This is a genomic window from Blautia sp. MCC269 (genome assembly GCF_018785655.1).
GTDB lineage: Bacteria > Bacillota > Clostridia > Lachnospirales > Lachnospiraceae > Blautia_A.
In genome coordinates this window covers 37,905-61,461 of the sequence record NZ_WQQE01000031.1, presented here as the reverse complement: position 1 = coordinate 61,461, position 23,557 = coordinate 37,905, and the positions used below count along the sequence as shown (strand labels likewise).

Here is a 23,557-nt window from a genome sequence, read left to right as displayed (position 1 = left end):
CCCATTTTTTCACATAATAACCATACAGATAAACCAGTAACTGCCGGAAGCGGCAATGAACAGATAAAAAGTACAGGAGGAATTTGGAAAGATGAAAGCAACGGGAATTGTTCGCAGGATTGACGACCTGGGCAGGGTAGTGATTCCGAAAGAAATACGAAAGACGCTGCGGATTAAAGAGGGAACGCCTCTGGAAATTTTTACAGACAGAGAAGGACAGATCATTCTGAAAAAATATTCGCCGATCGGAGAGCTGACTTCTTTTGCGGAAGAATATGTAGATGCACTGGTGCAGACTACCGGGCTGGCAGCCTGTATTACAGACCGGGATCTGATAGTAGCGGCATCCGGCAGTGGAAGCCGGGAACTGGAGGGAAAAGAGATCAGCGCGGAACTGGATGAAATTATTGCAGGCAGAGAGGGAAAATTTATCGACGGAAACGGCAGGGAAAAAATGTCGCTGGTTTCCGGCGGAGAAGATTCCTTCTGTGGAAAAATGATACAGCCGATTCTGTGCGCCAGTGATGCCATCGGTTCCGTGATTCTTCTTGGAAAAAATGAAAAAACGGTGTTGGGAGAAAAAGAAAGAGCCCTGGTCCGTACTGCGGCCAGTTTCCTTGGACGGCAGATGGAACAGTAAACAAAAATCCGGCAGTCAGGGCGGATGTGGGCAGCGGGAGGGAAAGCTGTGGTATTCTTCCAGAGTTAGGTTGGTGATGGTAAGCCAGGATGCCAGCGGTTTTGTCACATAACGGATATGCCAGGGCTCATAGGGAACGCCGGTGATTTCCTCCCGGTTTTTCGGATATCGGAGAATAAAACCGTAGAGCGGAGCGTTCTTTTTCAGCCATCTGCCTTCACCAGTTTCGGAAAACTTTTCGGAGAGTTCCATATGGATGGAAGGACAGGAAACGTCCAGGGCAAGTCCGCTCTGATGCTCGCTTGTTCCTGGCTCTGCCACAAAAGGGCTTCCTGTAAAAAGTTCCTGTTGCCGCCTGAAAGAACGGTATCCGGAAACTGCCCACAGATTCAGGCCACATCGGTGGCAGGCGTGAAAAAGCTGGGAGGCGGCTCTGGCGGTCTGACATTCCAGCAGCCGTTTGGGATCACCTGGAGCTGCCTCAAATGGCAGGCCAATGTCAATGAGATGTTCCGGTACAAAGGATTCCGGCAGAGGATGCTCCCGGTTGATCAGACGGGTGTAAAAATCTCTGTGCATAAAAAACCCCCTTTCCTTATCCATAAGCTTATGAAAAGGAGAGGGGATTTATGATTGGAGATTTTTTTAAATTAGAGAGCTTTTTCACTCATTTCTTCCAGCAGGGCCTTTTTCATGTCATAAAGTGGCTGGGAAAGATCTACATATACTTTCTGCGGATTTACAAAACGTCTGGACTCATCCCACAGTGTGTTCTGCTCCTGTTTGCAATAGTCGCGGAGTTCCATGACAGATGGAGATTTGTAAATGCTCTTACCACCTTTAATTACCGGAACAAGAAGCTCACGGAGTTCGTAGGTTCCGCCCAGAACTTTGGTCTTTTTCCAGGTGTCAACCGGGTCGAAGATAACCATGGTTTCTTCCGGATCAAATTTCTCATCTGCCAGGCAGATCAGGTCTGCTTTGATCTTTCCGGTCTTCTTACTGTAGATACGGTATACAGTCTTGTTGCCAGGGTTGGTAACTTTTTCTGTGTTTTCGGAAAGTTTGATCTTCGGCTGGAAGGTATCACTGTCAGCGTCTTTTACAGCGGCAAGTTTGTAAACGCCGCCGAATGCCGGGTTGTCATCGGCTGTGATCAGCTTGGTTCCAACACCCCAGGAATTGATCTTGGCATCCTGGGCTTTCAGGCTCTCGATAAGATATTCATCAAGATCGCTGGATGCAGAGATGGTAGCATCGTCAAAACCGGCAGCAGCCAGCATCTTGTAGGCTTTTTTGGAAAGGTATGCAAGGTCACCGCTGTCGATACGGATTCCGTAATTCTTCAGCTGGATGCCTTCCTCACGCATCTCTTCGAATACACGGATTGCGTTGGGAACACCGGATTTCAGGACATCGTAGGTGTCAACCAGAAGAGTACAGGAATTCGGGTAAAGTTTCGCATAGGTCTTGAATGCGGTGTACTCATCCGGGAAGCTCATGATCCAGGAATGAGCATGGGTTCCAAGAACAGGAACGTCAAACATCTGGCCGGTCAGTACGTTGGAAGTACCGGCACATCCGCCGATCACTGCAGCTCTGGCACCGAAGATTCCGGCATCCGGACCCTGGGCACGGCGAAGACCGAATTCCATGATCGGATCACCCTTGGCTGCGTGGCATACGCGGGCTGCCTTGGTAGCGATGAGGCTCTGATGGTTCATGATGTTCAGGATTGCGGTTTCTACAAGCTGAGCCTCCATGATCGGTGCTATAACTTTGACCATTGGTTCTCTCGGGAAGATTACGGTTCCTTCCGGGATCGCGTAGATATCACCGGTGAATTTGAAGTTGCTTAAGTACTCAAGGAAATCTTCCTCAAAGATGCCAAGACTTCTCAGATAGGTAATGTCTTCTTCGGCGAAACGGAGATTTTCGATGTATTCGATCATCTGCTCCAGTCCGGCACAGATAGCAAAACCGCCGCCACATGGATTGTTGCGGTAGAACATATCAAAGATAACGGTCTGGTTGGTCGGGTTTTTGAAATATCCCTGCATCATGGTAAGCTCATAGAGGTCCGTGAGCAGAGTAAGGTTATTTGCTCGCATAAAGTTCTCCTTTAAGTGCCTCCGGATATTGTGACCGGAGGAAAATACACGGTAGTTTCCGTTCTTTTTTTATAAGGCTTATTATAACACAAAGGAGGGGATTGTAAAATTTTTTTTACAGAAGGGTCAGATTTTTTGATGTGCATAAAAATGGATAATTTTCATACTTTTTTTATTAGAAAAAGGTTACATAAAATTGACACCGGAAAATGAATGGATTATTATAAATGTATAAAAAATTTGAGCAGGAGACGGCAATGGGTGATAATATTTTTCTGAAGGAAATGAAAGAAATCCAGTTTGAGGATTATTTTAAATATGATGCCAAATGCAGAGGAAATCTGGGAGATGAGCTTCCGGTAATGGTATATCGGATGCTGGAGTATTCCCTGAAAGACGAACTGAAAAACCGGTTTGGAAAAGAGGTTCAGATTGAGGTATTCCGGAGTGCAGGACGTAAAGCCGGAGAATATTTTGCAAAAAACATGCTGGATCTGGATGTGCCGCTGGATCAGTTTGTCAATGAACTTCAGAAAAAAATGCAGGAGCTGAAAATCGGGGTTCTCCGTATTGAGGATGTAAATGAAGAAACCGGAAAAATTATCCTGACCGTTGCGGAAGATGCAGACTGTTCAGGGCTTCCTGTTCTCGGGGAAACCGTATGTAATTATGATGAAGGTTTTATAGCAGGAATCCTTTCTCTGTACTCCGGAAAGCCGTACACGGCGGTAGAAGTTGACTGCTGGGCAACGGGAGACAGAGTTTGCCGTTTTCATGCAGATGTACAGGAATGATCGGAATAGAGGTTTGATAAATGGAAGACAGAAACTGCGAACTGTTATTTGAATATCTGAGATCAATTTTATACGACTCTGAGGTAAAGCCTTTGGAGATAGACAGTCTGGATGAGCCTTTTCAGAAACTCGGAATGGGTTTGCAGTATCTGGAAACGGCAGTAAAGGAAATGAAACAATGTTCTGCCGCATTATCCAAAGGAGACCTTTCCAGCTTTAAGCCCGCCAGAGAGAATTTTCTGTGTGAAAATCTCAAAAATATCCATGCGAACCTGAATCATCTGACCTGGCAGGCCAAGCAGGTAGCCAAGGGGGATTATTCCCAGACAGTTTCTTATCTGGGGGAATTTTCGGAAGCTTTTAATACCATGACAGAGCAGCTCCGGGAAAGAGAAAAGTCCCTGAAGCTTATTGCCGAGCAGGAGAAGAAACATGCAGAGATGGCGGAGAGCTACAGCCAGCTTCTGATGGAACTGATCGCGAGAAGTGAAAAGTAGATCCTGGTGATTAGTCTGGACGGAAAGAGCCTTCTGTACAGCAACCGGAGAACGGAGGATGAAGTACGGAACTGGGATGTTTATAAGCAGTGGATCGGTCAGATTGAGCAGAAAACGCAGAAGAATAACAGACGAAAGGAACTGTATGAATGGAAGTGGGAAGCAGAAGATTCTGATCACCGATTTTATGCCATTACTACCGGCAAGATGAAATGGCAGGGTGAATGGGCTTATGTGAATATTGTTCAGGAAGTTACAGAGACGAGAGTTAAGGAAGAACAGCTGAAAGCAGAAGCATACCAGGATATGCTTACCAGGATCGGAAACCGTTTTTATCTGAAAGAAAAGGCAGAAGAGATTCTGCAAACAGGGGAGCAGATTTCGGTCTGCTACTGTGACCTGGATCACCTGAAATATATCAATGATACGTTTGGACATCAGGAGGGTGATGCATATATCCGCTTTTTTGTCAGGATCGTAAATGAAAATATCCGTGAAGAAGATATTTTTGCCCGGATTGGTGGAGATGAATTTTGCATTCTGATGCGGGATTGTGCAGGCGATGATGCAAGGAAGCGCCTGTCAGATATTCAGAAACAGTTTGTCCTGAGAGAAAAAACAAATTATGCCCGCAGTTTCAGTTGCGGAATTGTAGGAGTTCCCCGGAATCATGATAAGGTAGATCTGGATACATTGCTTCATGAGGCTGACGAAGTGATGTATAATCAGAAGAGGGAACATAAAAAAGAATATCAGAGTGAACTTGGAATATAAATATTTGTTTTACTGTATAACTGAAAAATGCCGGGAAGCCGCATAAAATAAGGCTTCCCGGCACTTTGGAAAAGTTTTTTAGAAAAAAATAAAAAAATTTAAAAAAAGGGGTTGCAATTTTAAAAAAGCTGTTATATAATATCATTCGTCGCAAGCGATAAGGCAAGCGAAACAAAAACACATAGGGCTATCGCCAAACGGTAAGGCAACGGACTCTGACTCCGTCAGTTCAAGGTTCGAATCCTTGTAGCCCTGCTTCTTGAGCACCTCGATGAGAGGTGCTTTTTTGTTCTATGAAATAAGAGAAAAAACAAGTGTGTTTCTTTAGAACAAGTGATACAATAAATTTGCAGACAGTATAACAGGAGGCACATTATGAGCTACAGTTTTGAAAGTCGCGTAAGATTCAGTGAGATCGGAGAGAATGGCTGCCTGACGCTGCCGGGAGTTCTGGATTATTTTCAGGACTGCTGTACCTTTGAATCTGAACAGACAGGTCTCGGAATGGAAGCATTAAAGGTACAGAAAAGAGCCTGGGTACTTTCCGCATGGCAGGTAATTGTGAAGAGATATCCGAAGCTTGGTGAAAATATAAAAGTAACGACCATTCCTTATGGATTCCGTGGTTTCATCGGAATGCGTAATTTTATTCTTGAGACAGCGGATGGCGAGAGACTGGCCTGGGCGAATTCTTACTGGTCCTTTATCAACACAGAGACAGGACTTCCGGAAAAGCTGACAGCAGCAGATACCGACCCTTATGACCTGGGCGAGAAGATGGAAATGGATTATGCACCGAGAAAGATCGCACTTCCGAAAGAACGGAAGTCGCAGGAATCTTTTGCCGTACAGAAACATCATCTGGATACGAACCACCACGTAAACAACTGCCAGTATATCCGAATGGCAGCTGATTTTCTGCCGGAGGATTTTGCGGTCCATCAGCTTCGTGTGGAGTACAAGAGACAGGCTGTCCTTGGAAATGTAATGATTCCGGAAGTATATATGGAAGCAAATAAGGCAACGGTAGTTCTCAATGCGGAAGATCAGGAACCCTACGCTGTGGTGGAATTTACAAAGTAATCAGAGCTGTTTTAAACAGCATGGATATATTACGAAGTGGATTGTAAAGACACTTTATAAAAGGGAGGAAACGCAATGCTGGAAAAATTAAAAGAAGAAGTTTACAGAGCAAACATGGATCTGCCGAAATATGGCCTGGTTACGTTTACCTGGGGAAATGTCAGCGGCATCGACAGAGAAAAAGGACTTTTTGTCATCAAACCAAGCGGTGTGGATTATGATAAACTGACACCGGAAGACATGGTTGTTGTTGACCTTGAGGGAAACAAGGTTGAGGGTAAATACAATCCATCTTCTGATACAGCCACACATGTGGTACTTTACAATGCGTTTCCGAATATCGGAGGTATTGTGCATACTCATTCATCCTGGGCTACAAGCTGGGCACAGGCAGGAAGATCCATTCCGTGTTACGGAACCACACATGCGGACTATATTTACGGAGAAGTTCCATGCGTGCGTAACCTGACAAAAGATGAGATCGAGGAAGCCTATGAGAAAAATACCGGTATTCTCATTGCCGACTATTTCAAAGATAAAGATTACGAAGCAGTTCCGGCAGTCCTCTGCAAAAACCACGGACCGTTTACCTGGGGAAAAGATGCACATGAGGCTGTTCACAACGCAGTTGTCCTGGAAGAAGTTGCCAAGATGGCTTCCCGCTGCGAGCTGATCAATCCGGATGTAAAACCGGCGCCGCAGGAGCTTCAGGATAAACATTACTACAGAAAACATGGCGCAAATGCCTACTATGGACAGGGAAATAAATAAGAAAAAAAAGAAGCAGAAGAATGTCACATGGAAAAGTGTGGCATTCTTTTTTTGTGGAATATAAATTGTGGAGAGGTGCCGTTTACGGGCGGGCAGTAATTCAGAATGGAATAACTGTTTTACTGATACAATAGTGTCCTGTAAAAGATACTATCCAGGGTAAAACAATGAAGAAATGTTCATTTTTTGTCGAAAAAAACCAGATTTGCTGACCTTTAACACAGGTGCCATCAAAATATGTGCTAATGTCAAGAAAAATGCAGAACATTAACACATTTTGGAAAACAGGTGGCAGGATGAAAATTTACACTTATCAGGGAAGAAAGAACGTTTCCGGAGAAAAAATACGTCAGATGAGAAATATAAAACGGATGTCACAGTCAGATCTGGCGGCAAAAATGCAGGTGGAAGGTGTGATGCTGGAACGTGACAGTATCAGCAGGATCGAAGGCGGAGAACGTTTTGTGGCAGATTATGAACTGAGAGTGTTTGCAAAAGTGCTGGGTGTGGATGTGAAGTGGTTGCTGAACGAAGAGTGCTCCTGAGATCAGCAGCATGATAATTGGTATGACTGATATTTATACAGCAAACTACTTGATATTTATGTCGGAAACTGCTACAGTATAAAGAAAAAAGGCGACCGGGAAACCTTGCGGGGGTAAACGGTCACGGATAAAGAGATAGAGGCGCGGATTTTATCAGTATTTATGGACGAGAGGCCCTGGCAGGCTGTCCATAAAGAAAGGAAAATCTGCCGAAGTGCTCTGAAAGGCCAGATGACAGGGTACTGGGATAACGCAGAATATGCGTTGTACTGTCACGGATGTGGAGCGCTATCGTAAGTTGAATAAAGAAGATTATTTAACCGGAGGTGTTCTTAAGAAGGGACAGCCTCCGTTTTTTTGTCCCCGAAAAGGGAGGAGAAAAATGAGTAAAAAAGCAGGAACAGCATTGTCTGTTATGGCAATGGTATTCATGGGCGCACTGGCAAGTCCCCTGACTGTGCTGGCTGCGGATGCGGAGGAGACTTATCAGCCTGCTCTGTATGCAACAATCTGGGCACTGCTTCCACCTCTTGTAGCGATCATCCTTGCGCTGATCACAAAAGAAGTATACAGTTCTCTGTTTGTGGGAATTGTAGTAGGAGCACTGCTTTATTCCGGATTCAAATTCGAAGGAACCGTAACACAGATTTTTGAGGGAGGAATCATCAAGGTTCTTTCTGACAGCTATAACGTAGGTATCCTGATCTTCCTGGTAATCCTGGGATCTGTGGTATGTATGATGAACAAGGCCGGCGGCTCCGCCGCATTCGGACGATGGGCCAGCAAAAAGATCCACACTCGTGTGGGCGCGGAACTTGCAGCGATCATCCTTGGAATCCTGATCTTCATTGACGATTATTTTAACTGCCTAACAGTAGGAAGCGTTATGCGTCCGGTAACTGACAGACATCACGTATCCAGAGCGAAATTTGCATACCTGATTGATGCAACAGCTGCTCCGGTATGTATCATCGCACCGATCTCATCCTGGGCAGCAGCAGTCAGCGGATTCGTAGAAGGACAGGATGGACTTGCAATCTTTGTAAGAACCATTCCGTATAACTTTTACGCAATTCTCACGATCGTAATGATGGTTGGCATGGTGCTGATGAAAACCGAATTTGGTGCCATGAAAACACATGAGATCAACGCACTGAACGGAGATCTTTATACAACATCTGCAAGACCTTATGAGAATGCAACGGATGATGAGACACCGAATCCAAGAGGAAGGGTGATCGATCTTGTGATCCCGATCGTTGTGCTTGTTATCTGCTGTGTCATCAGTATGATCTACACAGGAGGATTTTTCAGCGGAACAGATTTTGTTACCGCATTTTCACAGAGTGATGCCTCTACAGGCCTTGCAATGGGAAGTGCCTTTGGTCTGGTGTTTGCCATTATCTTCTATATGATCCGCCGTGTGGTCAATTTCAGAGACTGTATGGGATGCATCCCGGAAGGCTTCAAGGCTATGGTACCGGCGATCATGATCCTGACCTTTGCATGGACACTGAAGGCTATGACAGACTCACTTGGTGCAGCGGTATTCGTAGAAGAAGCAATGCGTTCTGTTGCCGGTGGTATTGAAGTTATCCTTCCGGCCATTATTTTCCTGGTTGGATGCGGACTTGCATTTGCTACAGGTACTTCCTGGGGAACTTTTGGTATCCTGATCCCGATCGTTGTTGCGGTATTTGAGAAATCCAGCCCTGAGATGATGATCATTTCCATGTCTGCCTGCATGGCAGGTGCGGTATGTGGAGATCATTGCTCACCGATTTCCGATACAACCATCATGGCTTCCGCAGGAGCACAGTGTGATCACGTAACTCACGTTTCCACACAGCTTCCATACGCGATCGTAGCTGCGGCAGTATCTTTCGTAACGTATATTGTTGCCGGTTTTGTAAAAACAGCATGGATCGCGCTTCCGGTTGGAATCGTGCTGATGCTGATCGTACTTTTTGTTATCAAGATGAAAAACCCGATGCCGATTGAGAAACCGACAGAATAAATTAGTAAAAAAACAGATGGACCGGATGCGGATCACAGATATCCGCATAACCGACCGATAAAAGGCAGTGACGGAAAGAAATTTCCAAAGCTGCCTTTTTTGTGCTTTCTATAATAATTCTCTTATGTTATAATGCAGGACAGACAGCAAACAGTAAATGAACATATATATTTTTTAGGAACAGGAGTAAGAATGATAGAATTAGGTAAAAAACAGAAATTACTGGTTGTAAAAACCGTAGATTTCGGAATATATCTTGGAGAGGACCGAAACGCACCTCAGAACGAGCGTGTGCTTCTTCCGTCCAAACAGGTACCGGAAGGAACCAAAGTAGGTGATGAGATCGAGGTATTCATCTACAAAGATTCTCAGGACAGACTGATTGCGACTACCCGTGAGCCGATGCTCCAGGTGGGACAGACAGCAGTCCTCAAGGTTAAACAGGTCACCAGAATAGGAGCTTTTCTTGACTGGGGACTGGAGAAGGATCTTCTTCTTCCATACCATGAGCAGACCAACAGAGTACGTGAAGGTGAGGAGTGCCTGGTAGCTCTTTATGTAGATAAGAGCAGCAGACTCTGTGCAACTATGAAAGTGTATCATTATCTTTCCACCAGAACTCCTTATGTACCGGGAGATATGGTGAAGGGCCGTGTCTATGAGATCAGCGGAAACTTCGGTGTATTTGTTGCAGTAGATGATAAATATTCCGCACTGATCCCTGCAAGAGAGGCAACCGGCAAATACAGACCGGGAGCTATTCTTGATCTTCGTGTCACTGAGGTAAAAGAGGATGGAAAGATGAATGTCAGCGACCGTCAGAAAGCTTACATCCAGATCAATGAAGATGCAGAGAGCGTACTCAGCGTGATCGAGGAATTTGCAGGCGTGCTGCCATTTGATGATCATGCTTCACCGGAAGTCATCAAGAGAGAGTTTGGTCTCAGCAAGAACGCATTCAAGCGTGCGGTCGGCCATCTGATGAAAGAAGGAAAAGTAGAGATCCGTGATAAGAGGATCTACATTAAAAAATAACAAGGTGTTGACCGGCTCCGGATCAGACACGCTCCGGCACGTTCCGAGAAAAGTGCAGAGCGGGGAGGATCCGGAGCCCTGTTTTTACAGTAAGGAGAGAAAAATTTGGAGTTTACACATTTACATGTCCATACAGAATACAGTCTTCTGGATGGCTCCAATAAGATCAAAGAGTATGTAGCCAGAGTAAAAGAACTGGGAATGGACAGCGCGGCGATCACCGATCATGGCGTTATGTATGGTGTGATCGATTTTTACAGGGCTGCCAGAGAAGCCGGGATCAATCCCATCCTGGGATGTGAGGTTTATGTGGCTCCGGGTTCCCGCTTTGACCGTGAAGTGGGAAGTGGCGATGACCGTTATTACCACCTGGTTCTGCTGGCCGAGAATAATCAGGGATACAGCAACCTGATGAAGATTGTATCCAAGGCATTTGTGGAAGGCTTTTATTACAAGCCACGTGTGGATCTGGAACTTCTGGAAAAATATCACGAGGGGATTATTGCCTTAAGTGCCTGCCTGGCAGGAGAGGTCGCAAGGTATCTTGCCCGTGGAATGTATGAGGATGCAAAGATCGCAGCCCTGCGTTATCAGGATATTTTTGGAAAAGGAAATTTCTTCCTGGAGCTTCAGGATCATGGAATTCCGGAGCAGCAGACGGTAAACCAGCAGCTTCTCCGCATGCACAGAGAGACAGGAATCGACCTGGTTGCTACCAATGACGTGCATTATACCATGGCTGAGGATGCGGAGCCCCATGACGTGCTCCTCTGTCTGCAGACCCAGAAAAAACTCAGCGATGAGAACAGAATGCGCTATGAGGGCGGCCAGTATTATGTGAAATCTCCAGAAGAGATGGCGAGACTTTTTCCATATGCTCTGGAAGCTCTGGAAAATACCCACAAGATCGCGCTGCGCTGCCACGTGGAGATCGAATTCGGCGTGACCAAGCTGCCGAAATATGATGTGCCCGACGGACTGACCTCCTGGGAGTATCTGAACAAGCTTTGCCATGAAGGGCTGGAACAGCGTTATCATCCGGTAACCGATGCGCTGAAAAAACGCCTGGATTATGAGCTGTCCACCATCAAAAACATGGGATATGTAGATTACTTCCTCATTGTGTGGGACTTCATCAAATATGCCAGAGACAATGATATCATGGTCGGCCCGGGACGAGGTTCCGCCGCAGGAAGCCTGGTTGCCTATACACTTGGGATCACCCAGCTGGATCCGATCCGGTATGATCTTCTCTTTGAGCGTTTCCTGAATCCGGAACGAGTATCCATGCCGGATATTGATGTGGACTTCTGCTTTGAACGAAGACAGGAAGTTATCGATTATGTACGGCGGAAATATGGCGATGACTGCGTGGTTCAGATCGTTACCTTCGGTACTTTGGCAGCCCGCGGTGTGATCCGTGATGTAGGCCGTGTTCTGGACATGCCTTATGCCCAGGTAGACACCATCGCCAAGATGGTTCCACAGGAGCCAAATATCACCATTGATAAGGCACTGGGAATGAATCCGGAGTTCCGGAAAGCCTATGAGGAACAGGAAGATATCCACCGCCTGATCGACCTTGCCAAGCGTCTGGAGGGGCTGCCAAGACATACTTCCATGCATGCAGCAGGTGTTGTGATCAGCCAGAAAGACGTATCGGAATACGTACCTCTTTCCAGAGCCCAGGACGGTTCCATTGTCACCCAGTTTACCATGACAACACTGGAAGAACTGGGTCTTCTGAAAATGGATTTCCTGGGATTACGTACCCTGACCGTTATCCAGAACGCGGTAAAAATGATAGAACAGAGTACCGGCGTTTTCCTGGATATGCAGAAAATTGATTACAACGACAAAAAAGTACTGGATTCTCTCGGAACAGGACGTACTGACGGTGTGTTCCAGCTTGAGAGTGCCGGAATGAAAAACTTCATGAAGGAACTGAAGCCTCAGAGCCTTGAGGATGTCATCGCGGGAATTTCCCTTTACCGTCCGGGTCCCATGGATTTCATTCCGCAGTACATCCGCGGAAAAAACCGTCCGGATACCATCCGTTATGACTGCCCGCAGATGGAGCCCATCCTAAAGCCGACCTATGGCTGTATCGTATACCAGGAGCAGGTTATGCAGATCGTCCGTGATCTTGCAGGCTATACTCTTGGACGAAGCGACCTGGTGCGCCGTGCCATGTCCAAGAAGAAAGCTTCTGTTATGGCAAAAGAGCGCCAGAATTTCGTTTACGGAAATGTGGAAGAGGGGGTTCCGGGCTGTATCGCCAATGGCATCTCCGAGGAGATCGCAAACAAGATCTACGATGAGATGACAGACTTTGCGAAGTATGCCTTCAATAAGTCTCATGCTGCCGCCTATGCGGTGGTTTCTTACCAAACCGCATATCTGAAATATTACTATCCGGTAGAATTCATGGCTGCGCTGATGACATCCGTTGTGGAAATGCCAAACAAGGTTGCAGAGTATATTTCCGTGTGCCGTCAGATGGGAATCCAGATCCTTCCGCCGGATATCAATCATGGTGTTTATGGTTTTTCTGTTGACAACGGTGCCATCCGTTATGCACTTTCTGCCATCAAGAGCATCGGCCGTCCGGTTATTGAAGGAATTGTGAGGGAACGTGAGGAGCACGGGGAATACACTTCCCTGAAGACTTTTGTGGAGCGGAACATCGACCAGATCAACAAGCGTGTTGTGGAGAACCTGATCAAGGCCGGAGCGCTGGACTGTCTGGAAGGAAACCGTAAGCAAAAGATGACCATATATACACAGATCATCGACAGCATCAACCAGGACAAAAAGTACACCATGGCCGGACAGCTGAGCCTTTTTGATATTGCTTCTGAAGAGGACAAAAAGGAATTCGAAATCCGTATGCCGCAGGTTGAGGAATATCCCAAAGAGATCATCCTGACTTTCGAAAAAGAAGTGCTTGGCATCTATCTCAGTGGTCATCCACTGGAGCGCTACCGGAATATGATGGAAAAAATGATCTCCGCAAAAACTTCGGATTTCCAGCCGGATGATGAAACCGGAATTCCGGAAGTTTACGACAATCAGAAAGTGATCGTAGGCGGAATGATCACGGATAAAACCATAAAATATACAAAGAATAACAAGGTAATGGCGTTCCTCACCGTGGAAGATCTGGTAGGTACCGTAGAAGTTGTGGTATTTCCACGTGATTACGAAAAGTGCCAGATGTTCCTGAACGAAGATGCCAGACTTTTTATCCAGGGAAGAGTATCTGCGGAAGACGATAAAGCCAGCAAACTGATCCTGGAAAAAGTCCGCATGTTTGACGATATGCCAAAAGAACTCTGGATTCAGTTCGAAAGCCGTGAAGACTACGCAAAAGCCGAGACAGGTCTGGTAGATGATCTGATGGAATCCAGAGGAAACAGCACCGTAGTTATTTATCTCAAAGATGTGAAGGCAATGAAGAAACTTCCACCTGCTTATCAGGTCCATATCGAGGATTCCTGGCTGGAACGTATGGGTGAAAAATATGGAAGTTTCAATGTTAAAATTGTGGACAGAGTATTGAAAAACTTATAAAAATGCTATAAACTATATCCGAATATGTGTATTACAATAGGTTGTTTCATAAGATGGAGGATAACAATATGGCAGAGAACAAAATCAAAACGATCGGCGTTTTGACCAGTGGCGGTGACGCACCTGGAATGAATGCTGCAATCCGTGCTGTTGTCAGAAGAGGATTAAGCAGCGGACTGAACGTAAAGGGAATCTATAAAGGATACAGCGGTCTCTTAAACGAAGAGATCAAAGACATGACAGCAAGAGATGTTTCCGATACGATTGAGCGAGGCGGAACAATTCTTTATACTGCCAGATGTGCAGAGATGAGAACAGAGGAAGGACAGCAGCAGGCGGCGGAGATCTGCAGAAAGCATGGAATCGACGGCCTTGTTGTTATCGGTGGAGACGGTTCCTTCGCAGGTGCTCAGAAACTTGCGAACCTTGGAATCAATACCATTGGCCTGCCGGGAACCATTGACCTTGATATCGCATGTACCGAGTACACCATCGGTTTCGATACAGCTGTAAACACAGCGATGGAAGCCATCGACAAGGTACGTGATACTTCCACATCCCATGAGAGATGCAGTATCATCGAGGTTATGGGACGTAACGCCGGATACCTTGCAGTATGGTGCGGTATCGCAAACGGTGCTGAGGATATCCTGATCCCGGAGAAATATGATTATGATGAGCAGAGACTTATTGATAACATTGTAGAGAGCCGTAAAAAAGGTAAAAAACACCACATTATCGTAAATGCCGAGGGTATCGGTCATTCAGAAGCTATGGCAAAACGTATCGAGGCCGCAACAGGTATTGAGACACGTGCTACTATCCTTGGCCACATGCAGCGTGGTGGAAGCCCGACATGTAAGGACCGTGTATATGCGTCTATGATGGGTGCTCTTGCAGTAGACCTTCTTGTTGCCGGTAAACGCAGCCGTGTTGTTGGATACCGTCACGGAGAGTTCGTCGACTTCGATATCAACGAGGCTCTTGCAATGCAGAAGAATGTAGACCCATACATGTGGGAGGTTTGCAATTCCCTTTCTCACAACTACAATAAATAAAAAATATGAACTTGAAAAAAGTTTCAGACGGATTGCATAAACTGAATACGTCACAAATAATTGCCCTCGGCTTTGCGGGGGTGATTTTTGTAGGCGGACTTATTTTATGGCTGCCGTTCTGCAGTGCACCCGGGCAGGCTGTTACCTTCCCGGATGCTGTTTTTACAGCAGCAACCAGCGTATGTGTGACAGGACTTTCCACAGTTGTTATGGCGACGCAGTGGAGCCACATCGGAAAAATTGTCATACTATGTCTGATACAGATTGGAGGCATCGGACTGATTGCCCTTGCCAATATGATCTTTATCAGCCTCCGCAGAAAAATTTCCCTGAAAAACCGGCGGATCATCAAGGAATCCTATAACCTGGATGAAATGGGTGGAGTCGTGGCTGTAGTCCGCAGTGTGGTGAAATGCGTGTTTCTTGCAGAAGGAATCGGTGCGGTCCTGTATGCGTTTTGCTTTGTACCGGAATTTGGAATAAAAAAAGGTCTGGTGCATGCCATATTTCTGGCGGTATCTGCATTCTGCAACGCAGGGATCGATCTTTTCGGGGAAACAAGCCTTTCGGTATATGTGAGCAATCCGCTGGTCAATATCACTACGATTGGCCTGATCATTGTGTCAGGTCTTGGATTTATCGTCTGGTGGGATCTGTGGGATAAATTCCGCAAGGTTCTGAGAAAAGAGCTCTCCCCATCCAGAATTTTTCGTGTACTGCGGCTTCAGAGCAAGCTGGTCCTTACGATGACCGGGATCCTGGTATTTTCAGGAGCATTTCTGGTATTTATCTTTGAATCCGGAAACCCTTCCACGCTAAAGGGGGCACCACTGGGAACAAAGCTCATGGCATCCTTTTTCCAGTCAGTGACAACACGTACGGCGGGATTTTATACCATGGATCAGTCGCTTTTGTCCACACCTACCGTGATCATTTCCCTACTGTGGATGTTTATCGGAGGATCACCCATGGGCACTGCCGGTGGTGTGAAGACTACTACCATTGCGGTTCTGATCCTTTCTATTGCAGCATATCTTCAGGGAAAAAAGGATGTAGAGGTATACGGCCGCAGGATCCGTGAGAGCTATCTCCGTTCTGCCATGGTTGTTGCAGGAACCAGTGTGTTGATCCTTTTTACCATGACGGTGCTTTTGTCCGCAGTAATGCCGGGAGTGGATCTGGCAGATGTTTTATATGAGATCACTTCTGCGGGGGCTACAGTAGGACTTTCCAGAGGACTGACACCTCAGCTGAATGTGGCAGGCAAGTGGATCGTGATCCTTACCATGTATCTGGGACGTATCGGACCACTGACACTGGGAACTGCAGTTGTGGTGCGTGTGCGTAACAGGCCGGGAAGCACGACTCATCTCGGGGAAGAAGATATCATGATCGGTTAAACAGGAGAATAAAATGAAAAATAAATCTTTTGCTGTGATCGGGCTTGGACAGTTTGGAATGACTCTGGCGGTGACGCTGGCAGAGTCCGACTGTGATGTCCTTGCCATTGACGACAAAGAAGAAAATATCGAAGAGATTTCCGAAAAAGTAACCTACGCGGTGAAAGCAGATGTCCGTGAACCTGGAATCCTGAAAGCACTGGGAGTTCAGAATGTGGATGTGGCCATTATCGCAGTTGCCGAAAATCTGGAAGCCAGCATTTCCGCAACCATGCAGGCCAAGGATCTGGGAGTTCCCTTTGTAGTTGCAAAAAGCATGAATTCTCTTCATGGACGTATTCTTGACAAAATCGGTGCAGATAAAATCATTTATCCGGAACAGGCCATGGGACTCCGTGTTGCCAGAAATCTCCTGTCCGGCGGATATCTGGATGTATTTGAACTTTCGGCGGAATTCAGTATGGCGGAGTTTTCCATTCCGGAGTCATGGGTTGGAAAAAGCCTGATAGATCTGAATGTACGTGAGCGTTTTCACATCAATATCATTGGTATTAAACAGGGCGAAAATGTCACAGTAGATCTGAAACCGTCCGAGCCGCTTCCGGACCGCTGTTCCATAATCGCCATTGGAAAAAATAAGGATCTTAATGCGGAACCGGCGTTTATGAAGTGATTTTTCGAAGATTCCGTAAACAGGATAAGTGCAAGGAGTAAGATAAAAAGTATGATAACCAGCGTATCAAATGCAAAAATAAAAAATGTCATGCAACTGAACCAGAAGGCAAAAGCCAGAAGAGAACAGGGACTTTTTGTGGCAGAAGGCCGGAAGATGTTCCTGGAAGCACCGGAAAACTGGGTTTTTCAGGTGTTTGTCTCTGAGACTTTTTCCCAGGATGGGGAACTGATGGCTCAGGTAGAGAAATATCCTTATGAGATCGTGAAAGATTCCGTATTCCGTCAGATGTGTGATACCAAGACTCCCCAGGGAATCCTTACCGTTCTGAAACTGCCTTCCTGGAGCGAGGAAGAAGTACTGGCAGGAGAAAATCCTCTGGTCATGGTCCTTGAAGATCTTCAGGATCCGGGAAATGCGGGAACCATTCTTAGGACCGGTGAGGGTGCCGGCGTGAGCGGCGTTTTTCTTACAAAAACCTGTGTGGATATCACAAATCCCAAGGTGATCCGTTCTACCATGGGCTCCATTTACAGAATGCCTTTTCTATATGTGGAAGATGTGGTATCATTAGAAAAGAAGCTGAAAGAAAAAGGAATCCGCAGTTTTGCAGCTCATCTGAAAGGTGAGAATTCCTACGATCATGAATCCTATAAAGGTGGTACCGCATTTTTTATCGGAAACGAGGGAAAAGGTCTTACAGACCAGGCTGCGGACGCAGCAGACTGCCTGATACGCATCCCGATGTGCGGAAAAGTAGAATCGCTGAATGCTGCTATGGCATCGGGGATTTTGATGTATGAAGCTGCAAGACAGAGAAGAGAATAAGAGAGGAGGGGTTTTATGACACCTTTGGCCTGGCTTGGAATACTGGCAATTTTACTGGTAATTGAAGTGATCACGGTAGGACTTACCACTGTCTGGTTTGCAGGCGGTGCTCTTGTGGCGTGCATTGTCTCGTGGCTCGGCGGGGGAATTGTTGTACAGCTCCTTTTATTTTTCGGAGTTTCCGTGGTGCTTCTGATCTTTACCAGACCTCTGGCGGTTCGCTACATGAACAAGGGCGTGGAGAAGACCAATGCAGAGAGCCTTCTGGGAAAAAGGGCCGTAGTGATACAGCCAATCAACAACCTGGCTCAGACCGGGCAGGTGCGGATCAATGATATCGAATGGACGGCACGTTCAGCCGACGAATCGGTTGAAATACCGGCCGGTGCAGTAGTTGAGATCAAAGAGATCCGCGGAGTGAAGCTGATCGTAAAAGAAGATAATAAGGAGGGCTAAAATTATGGGTGGAGTTATTGTTTTGCTTGTAGTCATCGTTCTTGTATTGTGGGTACTTGCATCCTGCATCCGCATTGTGCCGCAGGCTTATGCTGTGGTACTGGAACGTCTTGGCGCTTACAAAGCTACCTGGAGCACAGGTATTCATTTCAAGGTTCCGTTCATTGAGCGTGTTGCAAGAAGAGTAAACTTAAAAGAGCAGGTTGTGGATTTTCCACCGCAGCCGGTGATTACGAAAGATAACGTAACCATGCAGATCGATACCGTTGTATTTTTCCAGATCACAGATCCGAAGCTTTATGCATATGGCGTTGAGAATCCGATCATGGCTATCGAGAATCTTTCTGCTACAACACTTCGTAATATCATCGGTGATATGGAACTGGATGAGACACTGACATCCCGAGAGGTTATCAATACCAAGATGCGTGCTTCCCTTGATGTGGCTACAGATCCATGGGGAATCAAGGTTAACCGTGTGGAGCTTAAGAACATCATTCCTCCGGCAGCCATCCAGGATGCCATGGAGAAACAGATGAAGGCTGAGCGTGAGAGACGAGAAGCCATCCTGAAAGCAGAAGGAGAGAAACGTTCAACCATCCTTGTTGCAGAGGGTAAAAAACAGTCCGCTATCCTGGATGCTGAGGCTGAGAAGCAGGCGGCGATCCTTCATGCGGAGGCTCAGAAGGAGCGTATGATCAAAGAGGCTGAAGGACAGGCACAGGCAGTCCTTAAAGTACAGCAGGCAACTGCAGAAGGACTTCGTATGATCAAGGAAGCAGGAGCAGATGAATCTGTTCTTACTCTGAAGAGCCTGGAGGCTCTTACAAAGGTTGCTGACGGCAAGGCAACGAAGATCATCATTCCGTCCGAGATACAGGGCATTGCAGGGCTGGCAACATCCCTGAAGGAAATCATGACAGATAAACCGGCAGAGCAGAAATAAATCTGCAGCCGTGAGGAGGATATATTATGAATCTTAAAGGAAGAAATTTCCTGACACTGAAAGACTTTACACCGGAAGAGATCACTTACATGATCGATCTTGCAGCGGACCTGAAAGCAAAGAAAAAAGCCGGAGAGCTTCATGAGTATTACAGAGGCAAGAACATTGCCCTGATCTTTGAAAAAACAAGTACAAGAACACGCTGTTCCTTCGAAGTAGCTGCTCATGATCTGGGAATGGGTTCCACTTATCTTGATCCGACAGGTTCCCAGATCGGAAAGAAAGAGAGCATCGCAGATACAGCAAGAGTTCTTGGAAGAATGTATGAAGGAATTGAGTACCGCGGATTTGGCCAGGATATTGTTGAGGAGCTTGCAAAACATGCAGGTGTTCCGGTATGGAATGGTCTGACAAACGAGTATCATCCGACACAGATGCTTGCAGATATGCTGACAGTACGTGAGCATTTCGGCAAACTGAAAGGCCTGAAACTTGTATACATGGGTGATGCCCGTTACAACATGGGTAACTCCCTCATGGTTGTATGCTCCAAACTTGGTCTCGATTTCGTAGCCTGCACCAATAAAAAATATTTCCCGAATGATGAACTGGTAGCACAGTGCCAGCAGTGGGCAAAAGAGGCAGGTTCCACCATCACTCTCACAGAGGATGTAGAGGCAGGAACCAAAGATGCAGACATTATCTACACAGATGTATGGGTATCCATGGGCGAGCCTGACGAAGTATGGACAGAGCGTATCCATGACCTGACACCATACAAAGTTACGAAACATGTAATGGAGAACGCCGGTGAGAAGGCAATCTTCCTTCACTGCCTGCCTGCATTCCATGATCTTAAGACAAAGATTGGAAAAGAGATGGGCGAGCGTTTCAACCTTACAGACATGGAGGTTACAGACGAGGTATTCGAGTCTCCGCAGTCCAAGGTATTTGACGAAGCAGAGAACCGTATGCATACCATCAAGGCTGTGATCGTTGCTACATTAGGAGAGCCGGAGAAATAATGGCAGAGTTATTTAATGAAGAAATAATTTCACAGGCAACACATACAAAATGGGCGGGCAAAACCGTCCATTTTGCAAGAGAAATTGATTCCACCAACCTCTGGGGCAAACGTGCCTGGAAGGAAGAAGGAGCGGGACATGGTGAGCTTTTTGTGGCGGAGTATCAGTCTGCAGGCCGCGGACGTTTCACAAGACGGTGGAGTGCACCGCCGGAAAGCGCCATCACCATGAGCCTTCTGATCTGCCCGGAATTTGCACCTCAGAAGGCCCCGATGATGACACTGGTCATGGGCCTTTCTGTTGCTCAGGCAGTTGAGGATCTTGGTCTTGATGTGGGAATCAAATGGCCCAACGACGTGGTAGTTTCCCGCAAAAAAATCTGCGGCATCCTCACCGAGATGACCATGAAACAGGATAAGATCGGCTGTGCGGTTATTGGAGTCGGGATTAATGTAAATATGGACAGCTTCCCGGAAGAGATGGCGGACAAAGCCACTTCTCTGTATCTGGAAAGCGGACATCCTTTTGACCGGGCAGAGGTAACCGGGCTTGTGATGAAACACTTTGAGGAAAATTATGAGAAGTTTGTAGAGACGGAAGATTTAAGTGGCCTGAAACCGGATTATGAGAAACTTCTGGCCAATCTGAACCAGCCGGTACGTGTGCTGGATCAGAACAATCCATACGAAGGAATTGCAAGGGGAATCAACCCCGGCGGAGAACTTCTGGTGGAACGTGCAGATGGAACTGTTGAGGAAGTAAATTCCGGAGAGGTTTCTGTGCGCGGTCTGTACAGCTATGTGTAAATAAAGGAGAGTTTATGTATCAGGATAACATTGTGCTCTGCGGAGCGAGCTCATATGAGCAGAAATATTATTTTAACCAGGATTTTGCGTCCCTTCCGGAAGCAGTAAAGCAGGAACTGCAGATCATGTGCGTGCTTTTCACAGAGGATGTAGGCGGGATCCTGACACTGGAATTTGACGAGGACGGAAGCCTGCAGTTTAAGACAGAAGCACTGGAGGCAGATGCCCGTTTTGATGAGATCGGAAGTGCGCTGAAGATCAAGGAACTCCAGCGTGACAAAAGAGAGCTTCTGGAATCTCTGGAAATGTACTACAAAGTATTTTTCCTGGGAGATATCCCGGACGAGGAACTTAAGAAAAAAGCAGATACAGTTGAGGACTGATCCATGAAGATGCAGTGGAAGATCGGAAATGTGGAGATCCCGAATCCCTTTGTGCTTGCGCCGATGGCCGGGGTTACAGATCTGGCATTTCGAAGACTTTGCAAGGAGCAGGGAGCAGGACTGATCTGTATGGAGATGGTCAGCGCCAAGGCAATTTCTTTTCACAATAAGAATACAGAGGCACTGATGGAGATCGATCCAGGGGAGCATCCGGTATCCATGCAGCTTTTTGGCAGTGAGCCGGATCTGATGGCAGAGGTGGCAAAAAGTATCGAGGAGCGTCCTTTTGACATTCTCGATATCAATATGGGATGCCCTGTCCCCAAGGTGGTAAACAACGGGGAAGGCTCCGCACTTCTGAAAAATCCTAAACTGATCGAAGAGATCGTACGCAGTGTTTCCGGCGCCATTTCCAAGCCGGTGACTGTGAAAGTGCGTATCGGTTTTGATGATAAAACACCGGTGGATGTGGTGGAAATCGCCAGACGTGTGGAAGATGCCGGGGCAGCAGCCATTGCTGTACATGGAAGAACCCGCCAGCAGTATTATTCCGGACAGGCAGACTGGGATGCCATCCGCAGGGTGAAGGAAGCGGTGACGATTCCCGTGATCGGAAACGGAGATATCATTTCACCGGAAACCGCAGCAGCCATGTTTAAAGAAACCGGCTGTGATGCGGTGATGATCGGCCGTGCAGTACGTGGAAACCCGTGGATCTTCCGGGAGCTGAACCACTATTTTCTTACCGGAGAAAAACTTCCGAAACCAACCGTGGAGGAAGTTTGTGAAATGATCCTGCGTCATGCCAGAAACCAGATCGAAATCAAAGGTGAATATATCGGAATCCGTGAAATGCGGAAACATGTAGCCTGGTATACGGCAGGCATGCGGCACAGTGCCGGAATCCGGAGAGAATCCAACAATATTGCAAGTTATGAAGAACTGAAAAAACTTACAGATATGCTTCTTGAACGATAAAGAGGAAGAAACCGCCAGGGCTATTGACAAGGAACAGAACGCGTGCTACAGTCAGTGGGTCGGTCAGAAAACATAAGAGCTTTACAGGAGAAAAAAAGTACAGATGCCAGATAAAATAGCAGTTTTGATACCTTGCTATAACGAAAGTAAGACTGTAGCCAAGGTTATCCGTGATATGCGAAAAGCACTTCCGGAGTCTGTGATTTACGTATATGATAACAATTCCACAGATGGTACAGACGAGATTGCGAGGAAAGAAGGGGCTGTTGTCCGTTATGAATATCAGCAGGGAAAGGGCAACGTAATCCGCAGTATGTTTCGTGATATTGATGCACAGTGCTATCTGATGGTTGACGGGGACGACACCTATCCGGCGGAATTTGCGGCACAGATGTGTGAGAAAGTTCTGAAAAACGGAACAGACATGGTTGTCGGAGATCGCCTGTCCTCTACATATTTTACAGAGAACAAACGTCCTTTCCATAATTTCGGAAACAGCATTGTCCGTGGTTCTATCAACCGCCTTTTCAAAAGTGATATCAAGGACATTATGACCGGATACCGGGCAATGAGTTACCGCTTTGTAAAAACATTTCCGGTCCTTTCCAGAAATTTTGAGATTGAGACAGAAATGACGATTCATGCCATTGACAAGAACATGCAGGTAGAGAATGTGATCATTGAATACCGCGACCGTCCGGAGGGAAGCGAATCCAAACTGAATACCTACGCAGATGGATTTAAAGTGCTGAAGACGATCATGAGAATGTTTAAAAATTATAAGCCGTTGGAATTCTTTTCTATTATAGCAGCGGTGCTGTTTGTAGTCGGGATGGCATTTTTTATTCCGGTACTGATCCACTTTCTGGAAGTGGGAACTGTGAACAAACTGCCTACACTGATCGTAAGTGGATTTGTGATCATGACAGCGATTATCTGCTGGTTTTCCGGAATTATCCTGTCTACACTGGTCAATCAGCACAAGCAGGATTTTGAGTTCCAGACACAGATGGTAACCAACCGGTATAAAGACCTTTTCCCGGAAGAAAAATAAGAAACAGAAATAAGAAAAAATGCTGCGAAAAAACCGTGTGGAAATTTAAATTTTCCTGCGGTTTTTTCTACATTTTCAGGGCCCTTTTTTCGACGTGGAATGCTTGACAA

Annotated in this window: 23 protein-coding genes, 1 tRNA gene and 1 riboswitch; of the genes, 22 read left to right on the top strand and 2 right to left on the bottom strand. The window is 46.4% G+C overall.

Annotation, left to right across the window (positions count from 1 at the left end):
* Positions 1–91 precede the first annotated feature (91 nt).
* Entirely contained in the window at positions 92–640 is a 549-nt protein-coding gene (locus tag GPK88_RS10730; RefSeq protein WP_148448270.1) for a stage V sporulation T C-terminal domain-containing protein, read from the top strand.
* Positions 641–655: 15 nt separating this feature from the next.
* On the opposite strand, the gene GPK88_RS10725 is transcribed toward GPK88_RS10730, so the two are convergent.
* Both GPK88_RS10725 and GPK88_RS10720 read right to left on the bottom strand, forming a co-directional pair.
* A complete protein-coding gene (locus tag GPK88_RS10725; protein ID WP_195566854.1) occupies positions 656–1,219 on the bottom strand; it encodes a M15 family metallopeptidase in 564 nt (187 codons plus the stop codon).
* A 71-nt stretch (positions 1,220–1,290) separates the two neighbouring features.
* Positions 1,291–2,751 (bottom strand): nicotinate phosphoribosyltransferase, encoded by a 1,461-nt coding sequence (locus GPK88_RS10720; protein ID WP_215707787.1) that lies wholly within the window; start codon positions 2,749–2,751, stop codon positions 1,291–1,293.
* Between the two features lie 227 nt (positions 2,752–2,978).
* Here GPK88_RS10720 and GPK88_RS10715 point away from each other — a divergent pair, with 227 nt between their 5' ends.
* The 21 genes from GPK88_RS10715 (at position 2,979) to GPK88_RS10615 (ending at position 23,447) form a co-directional block, all read left to right on the top strand.
* The gene (locus tag GPK88_RS10715) at positions 2,979–3,545 is read left to right on the top strand and encodes a V4R domain-containing protein (protein WP_252197749.1); all 567 of its coding nucleotides are present in this window, start codon (positions 2,979–2,981) and stop codon (positions 3,543–3,545) included.
* Positions 3,546–3,565: 20 nt separating this feature from the next.
* Positions 3,566–4,042, top strand: a complete 477-nt coding sequence (locus tag GPK88_RS10710) for a hypothetical protein (protein WP_195566850.1) — start codon at positions 3,566–3,568, stop codon at positions 4,040–4,042.
* A gap of 6 nt (positions 4,043–4,048) precedes the next feature.
* Complete coding sequence (locus GPK88_RS10705) at positions 4,049–4,816, top strand: GGDEF domain-containing protein (RefSeq protein ID WP_195566848.1); 768 nt, start codon at positions 4,049–4,051, stop codon at positions 4,814–4,816.
* A gap of 183 nt (positions 4,817–4,999) precedes the next feature.
* A tRNA-Gln gene (locus GPK88_RS10700) sits at positions 5,000–5,071 on the top strand.
* Positions 5,072–5,191: 120 nt separating this feature from the next.
* Positions 5,192–5,899 (top strand): acyl-[acyl-carrier-protein] thioesterase, encoded by a 708-nt coding sequence (locus tag GPK88_RS10695; RefSeq protein WP_215707786.1) that lies wholly within the window; start codon positions 5,192–5,194, stop codon positions 5,897–5,899.
* A gap of 75 nt (positions 5,900–5,974) precedes the next feature.
* Positions 5,975–6,670, top strand: a complete 696-nt coding sequence (locus tag GPK88_RS10690) for an L-ribulose-5-phosphate 4-epimerase (RefSeq protein ID WP_275945130.1) — start codon at positions 5,975–5,977, stop codon at positions 6,668–6,670.
* 296 nt (positions 6,671–6,966) lie between these two features.
* The gene (locus tag GPK88_RS10685) at positions 6,967–7,215 is read left to right on the top strand and encodes a helix-turn-helix domain-containing protein (protein WP_021975957.1); all 249 of its coding nucleotides are present in this window, start codon (positions 6,967–6,969) and stop codon (positions 7,213–7,215) included.
* 128 nt (positions 7,216–7,343) lie between these two features.
* Positions 7,344–7,514: riboswitch (Lysine riboswitch) on the top strand.
* A gap of 131 nt (positions 7,515–7,645) precedes the next feature.
* The gene (locus GPK88_RS10680; RefSeq protein WP_432365436.1) at positions 7,646–9,232 is read left to right on the top strand and encodes a Na+/H+ antiporter NhaC family protein; all 1,587 of its coding nucleotides are present in this window, start codon (positions 7,646–7,648) and stop codon (positions 9,230–9,232) included.
* 192 nt (positions 9,233–9,424) lie between these two features.
* Positions 9,425–10,267, top strand: a complete 843-nt coding sequence (locus GPK88_RS10675) for a CvfB family protein (protein WP_021975955.1) — start codon at positions 9,425–9,427, stop codon at positions 10,265–10,267.
* 105 nt (positions 10,268–10,372) lie between these two features.
* A complete protein-coding gene (locus GPK88_RS10670; RefSeq protein WP_195566842.1) occupies positions 10,373–13,840 on the top strand; it encodes a DNA polymerase III subunit alpha in 3,468 nt (1,155 codons plus the stop codon).
* A 68-nt stretch (positions 13,841–13,908) separates the two neighbouring features.
* Positions 13,909–14,898 (top strand): 6-phosphofructokinase, encoded by a 990-nt coding sequence (gene pfkA, locus GPK88_RS10665; protein WP_195566840.1) that lies wholly within the window; start codon positions 13,909–13,911, stop codon positions 14,896–14,898.
* An 11-nt stretch (positions 14,899–14,909) separates the two neighbouring features.
* Entirely contained in the window at positions 14,910–16,298 is a 1,389-nt protein-coding gene (locus GPK88_RS10660; RefSeq protein WP_330626667.1) for a TrkH family potassium uptake protein, read from the top strand.
* A gap of 13 nt (positions 16,299–16,311) precedes the next feature.
* Complete coding sequence (locus GPK88_RS10655; RefSeq protein ID WP_021975951.1) at positions 16,312–16,971, top strand: potassium channel family protein; 660 nt, start codon at positions 16,312–16,314, stop codon at positions 16,969–16,971.
* 51 nt (positions 16,972–17,022) lie between these two features.
* Positions 17,023–17,799 carry a TrmH family RNA methyltransferase gene (locus GPK88_RS10650; protein ID WP_021975950.1) on the top strand — a complete coding sequence of 259 codons (777 nt, stop codon included), beginning with the start codon at positions 17,023–17,025 and terminating at the stop codon, positions 17,797–17,799.
* A gap of 15 nt (positions 17,800–17,814) precedes the next feature.
* The gene (locus tag GPK88_RS10645) at positions 17,815–18,255 is read left to right on the top strand and encodes an NfeD family protein (RefSeq protein ID WP_215707784.1); all 441 of its coding nucleotides are present in this window, start codon (positions 17,815–17,817) and stop codon (positions 18,253–18,255) included.
* 4 nt (positions 18,256–18,259) lie between these two features.
* Positions 18,260–19,201 (top strand): SPFH domain-containing protein, encoded by a 942-nt coding sequence (locus GPK88_RS10640; protein ID WP_195566838.1) that lies wholly within the window; start codon positions 18,260–18,262, stop codon positions 19,199–19,201.
* Between the two features lie 26 nt (positions 19,202–19,227).
* Positions 19,228–20,226 carry an ornithine carbamoyltransferase gene (gene argF / locus GPK88_RS10635; RefSeq protein WP_021975947.1) on the top strand — a complete coding sequence of 333 codons (999 nt, stop codon included), beginning with the start codon at positions 19,228–19,230 and terminating at the stop codon, positions 20,224–20,226.
* The gene (locus GPK88_RS10630; protein ID WP_148448284.1) at positions 20,226–21,032 is read left to right on the top strand and encodes a biotin--[acetyl-CoA-carboxylase] ligase; all 807 of its coding nucleotides are present in this window, start codon (positions 20,226–20,228) and stop codon (positions 21,030–21,032) included. Before argF ends, GPK88_RS10630 begins: the two co-directional genes overlap by 1 nt.
* Positions 21,033–21,046: 14 nt before the next feature.
* A complete protein-coding gene (locus tag GPK88_RS10625; RefSeq protein ID WP_021975945.1) occupies positions 21,047–21,415 on the top strand; it encodes a DUF6145 family protein in 369 nt (122 codons plus the stop codon).
* A gap of 9 nt (positions 21,416–21,424) precedes the next feature.
* Complete coding sequence (gene dusB / locus GPK88_RS10620) at positions 21,425–22,393, top strand: tRNA dihydrouridine synthase DusB (RefSeq protein ID WP_118063435.1); 969 nt, start codon at positions 21,425–21,427, stop codon at positions 22,391–22,393.
* A gap of 103 nt (positions 22,394–22,496) precedes the next feature.
* Positions 22,497–23,447, top strand: coding sequence for a glycosyltransferase family 2 protein (locus GPK88_RS10615; protein WP_021975943.1), 951 nt, complete (start codon positions 22,497–22,499; stop codon positions 23,445–23,447).
* Positions 23,448–23,557 lie beyond the last annotated feature (110 nt).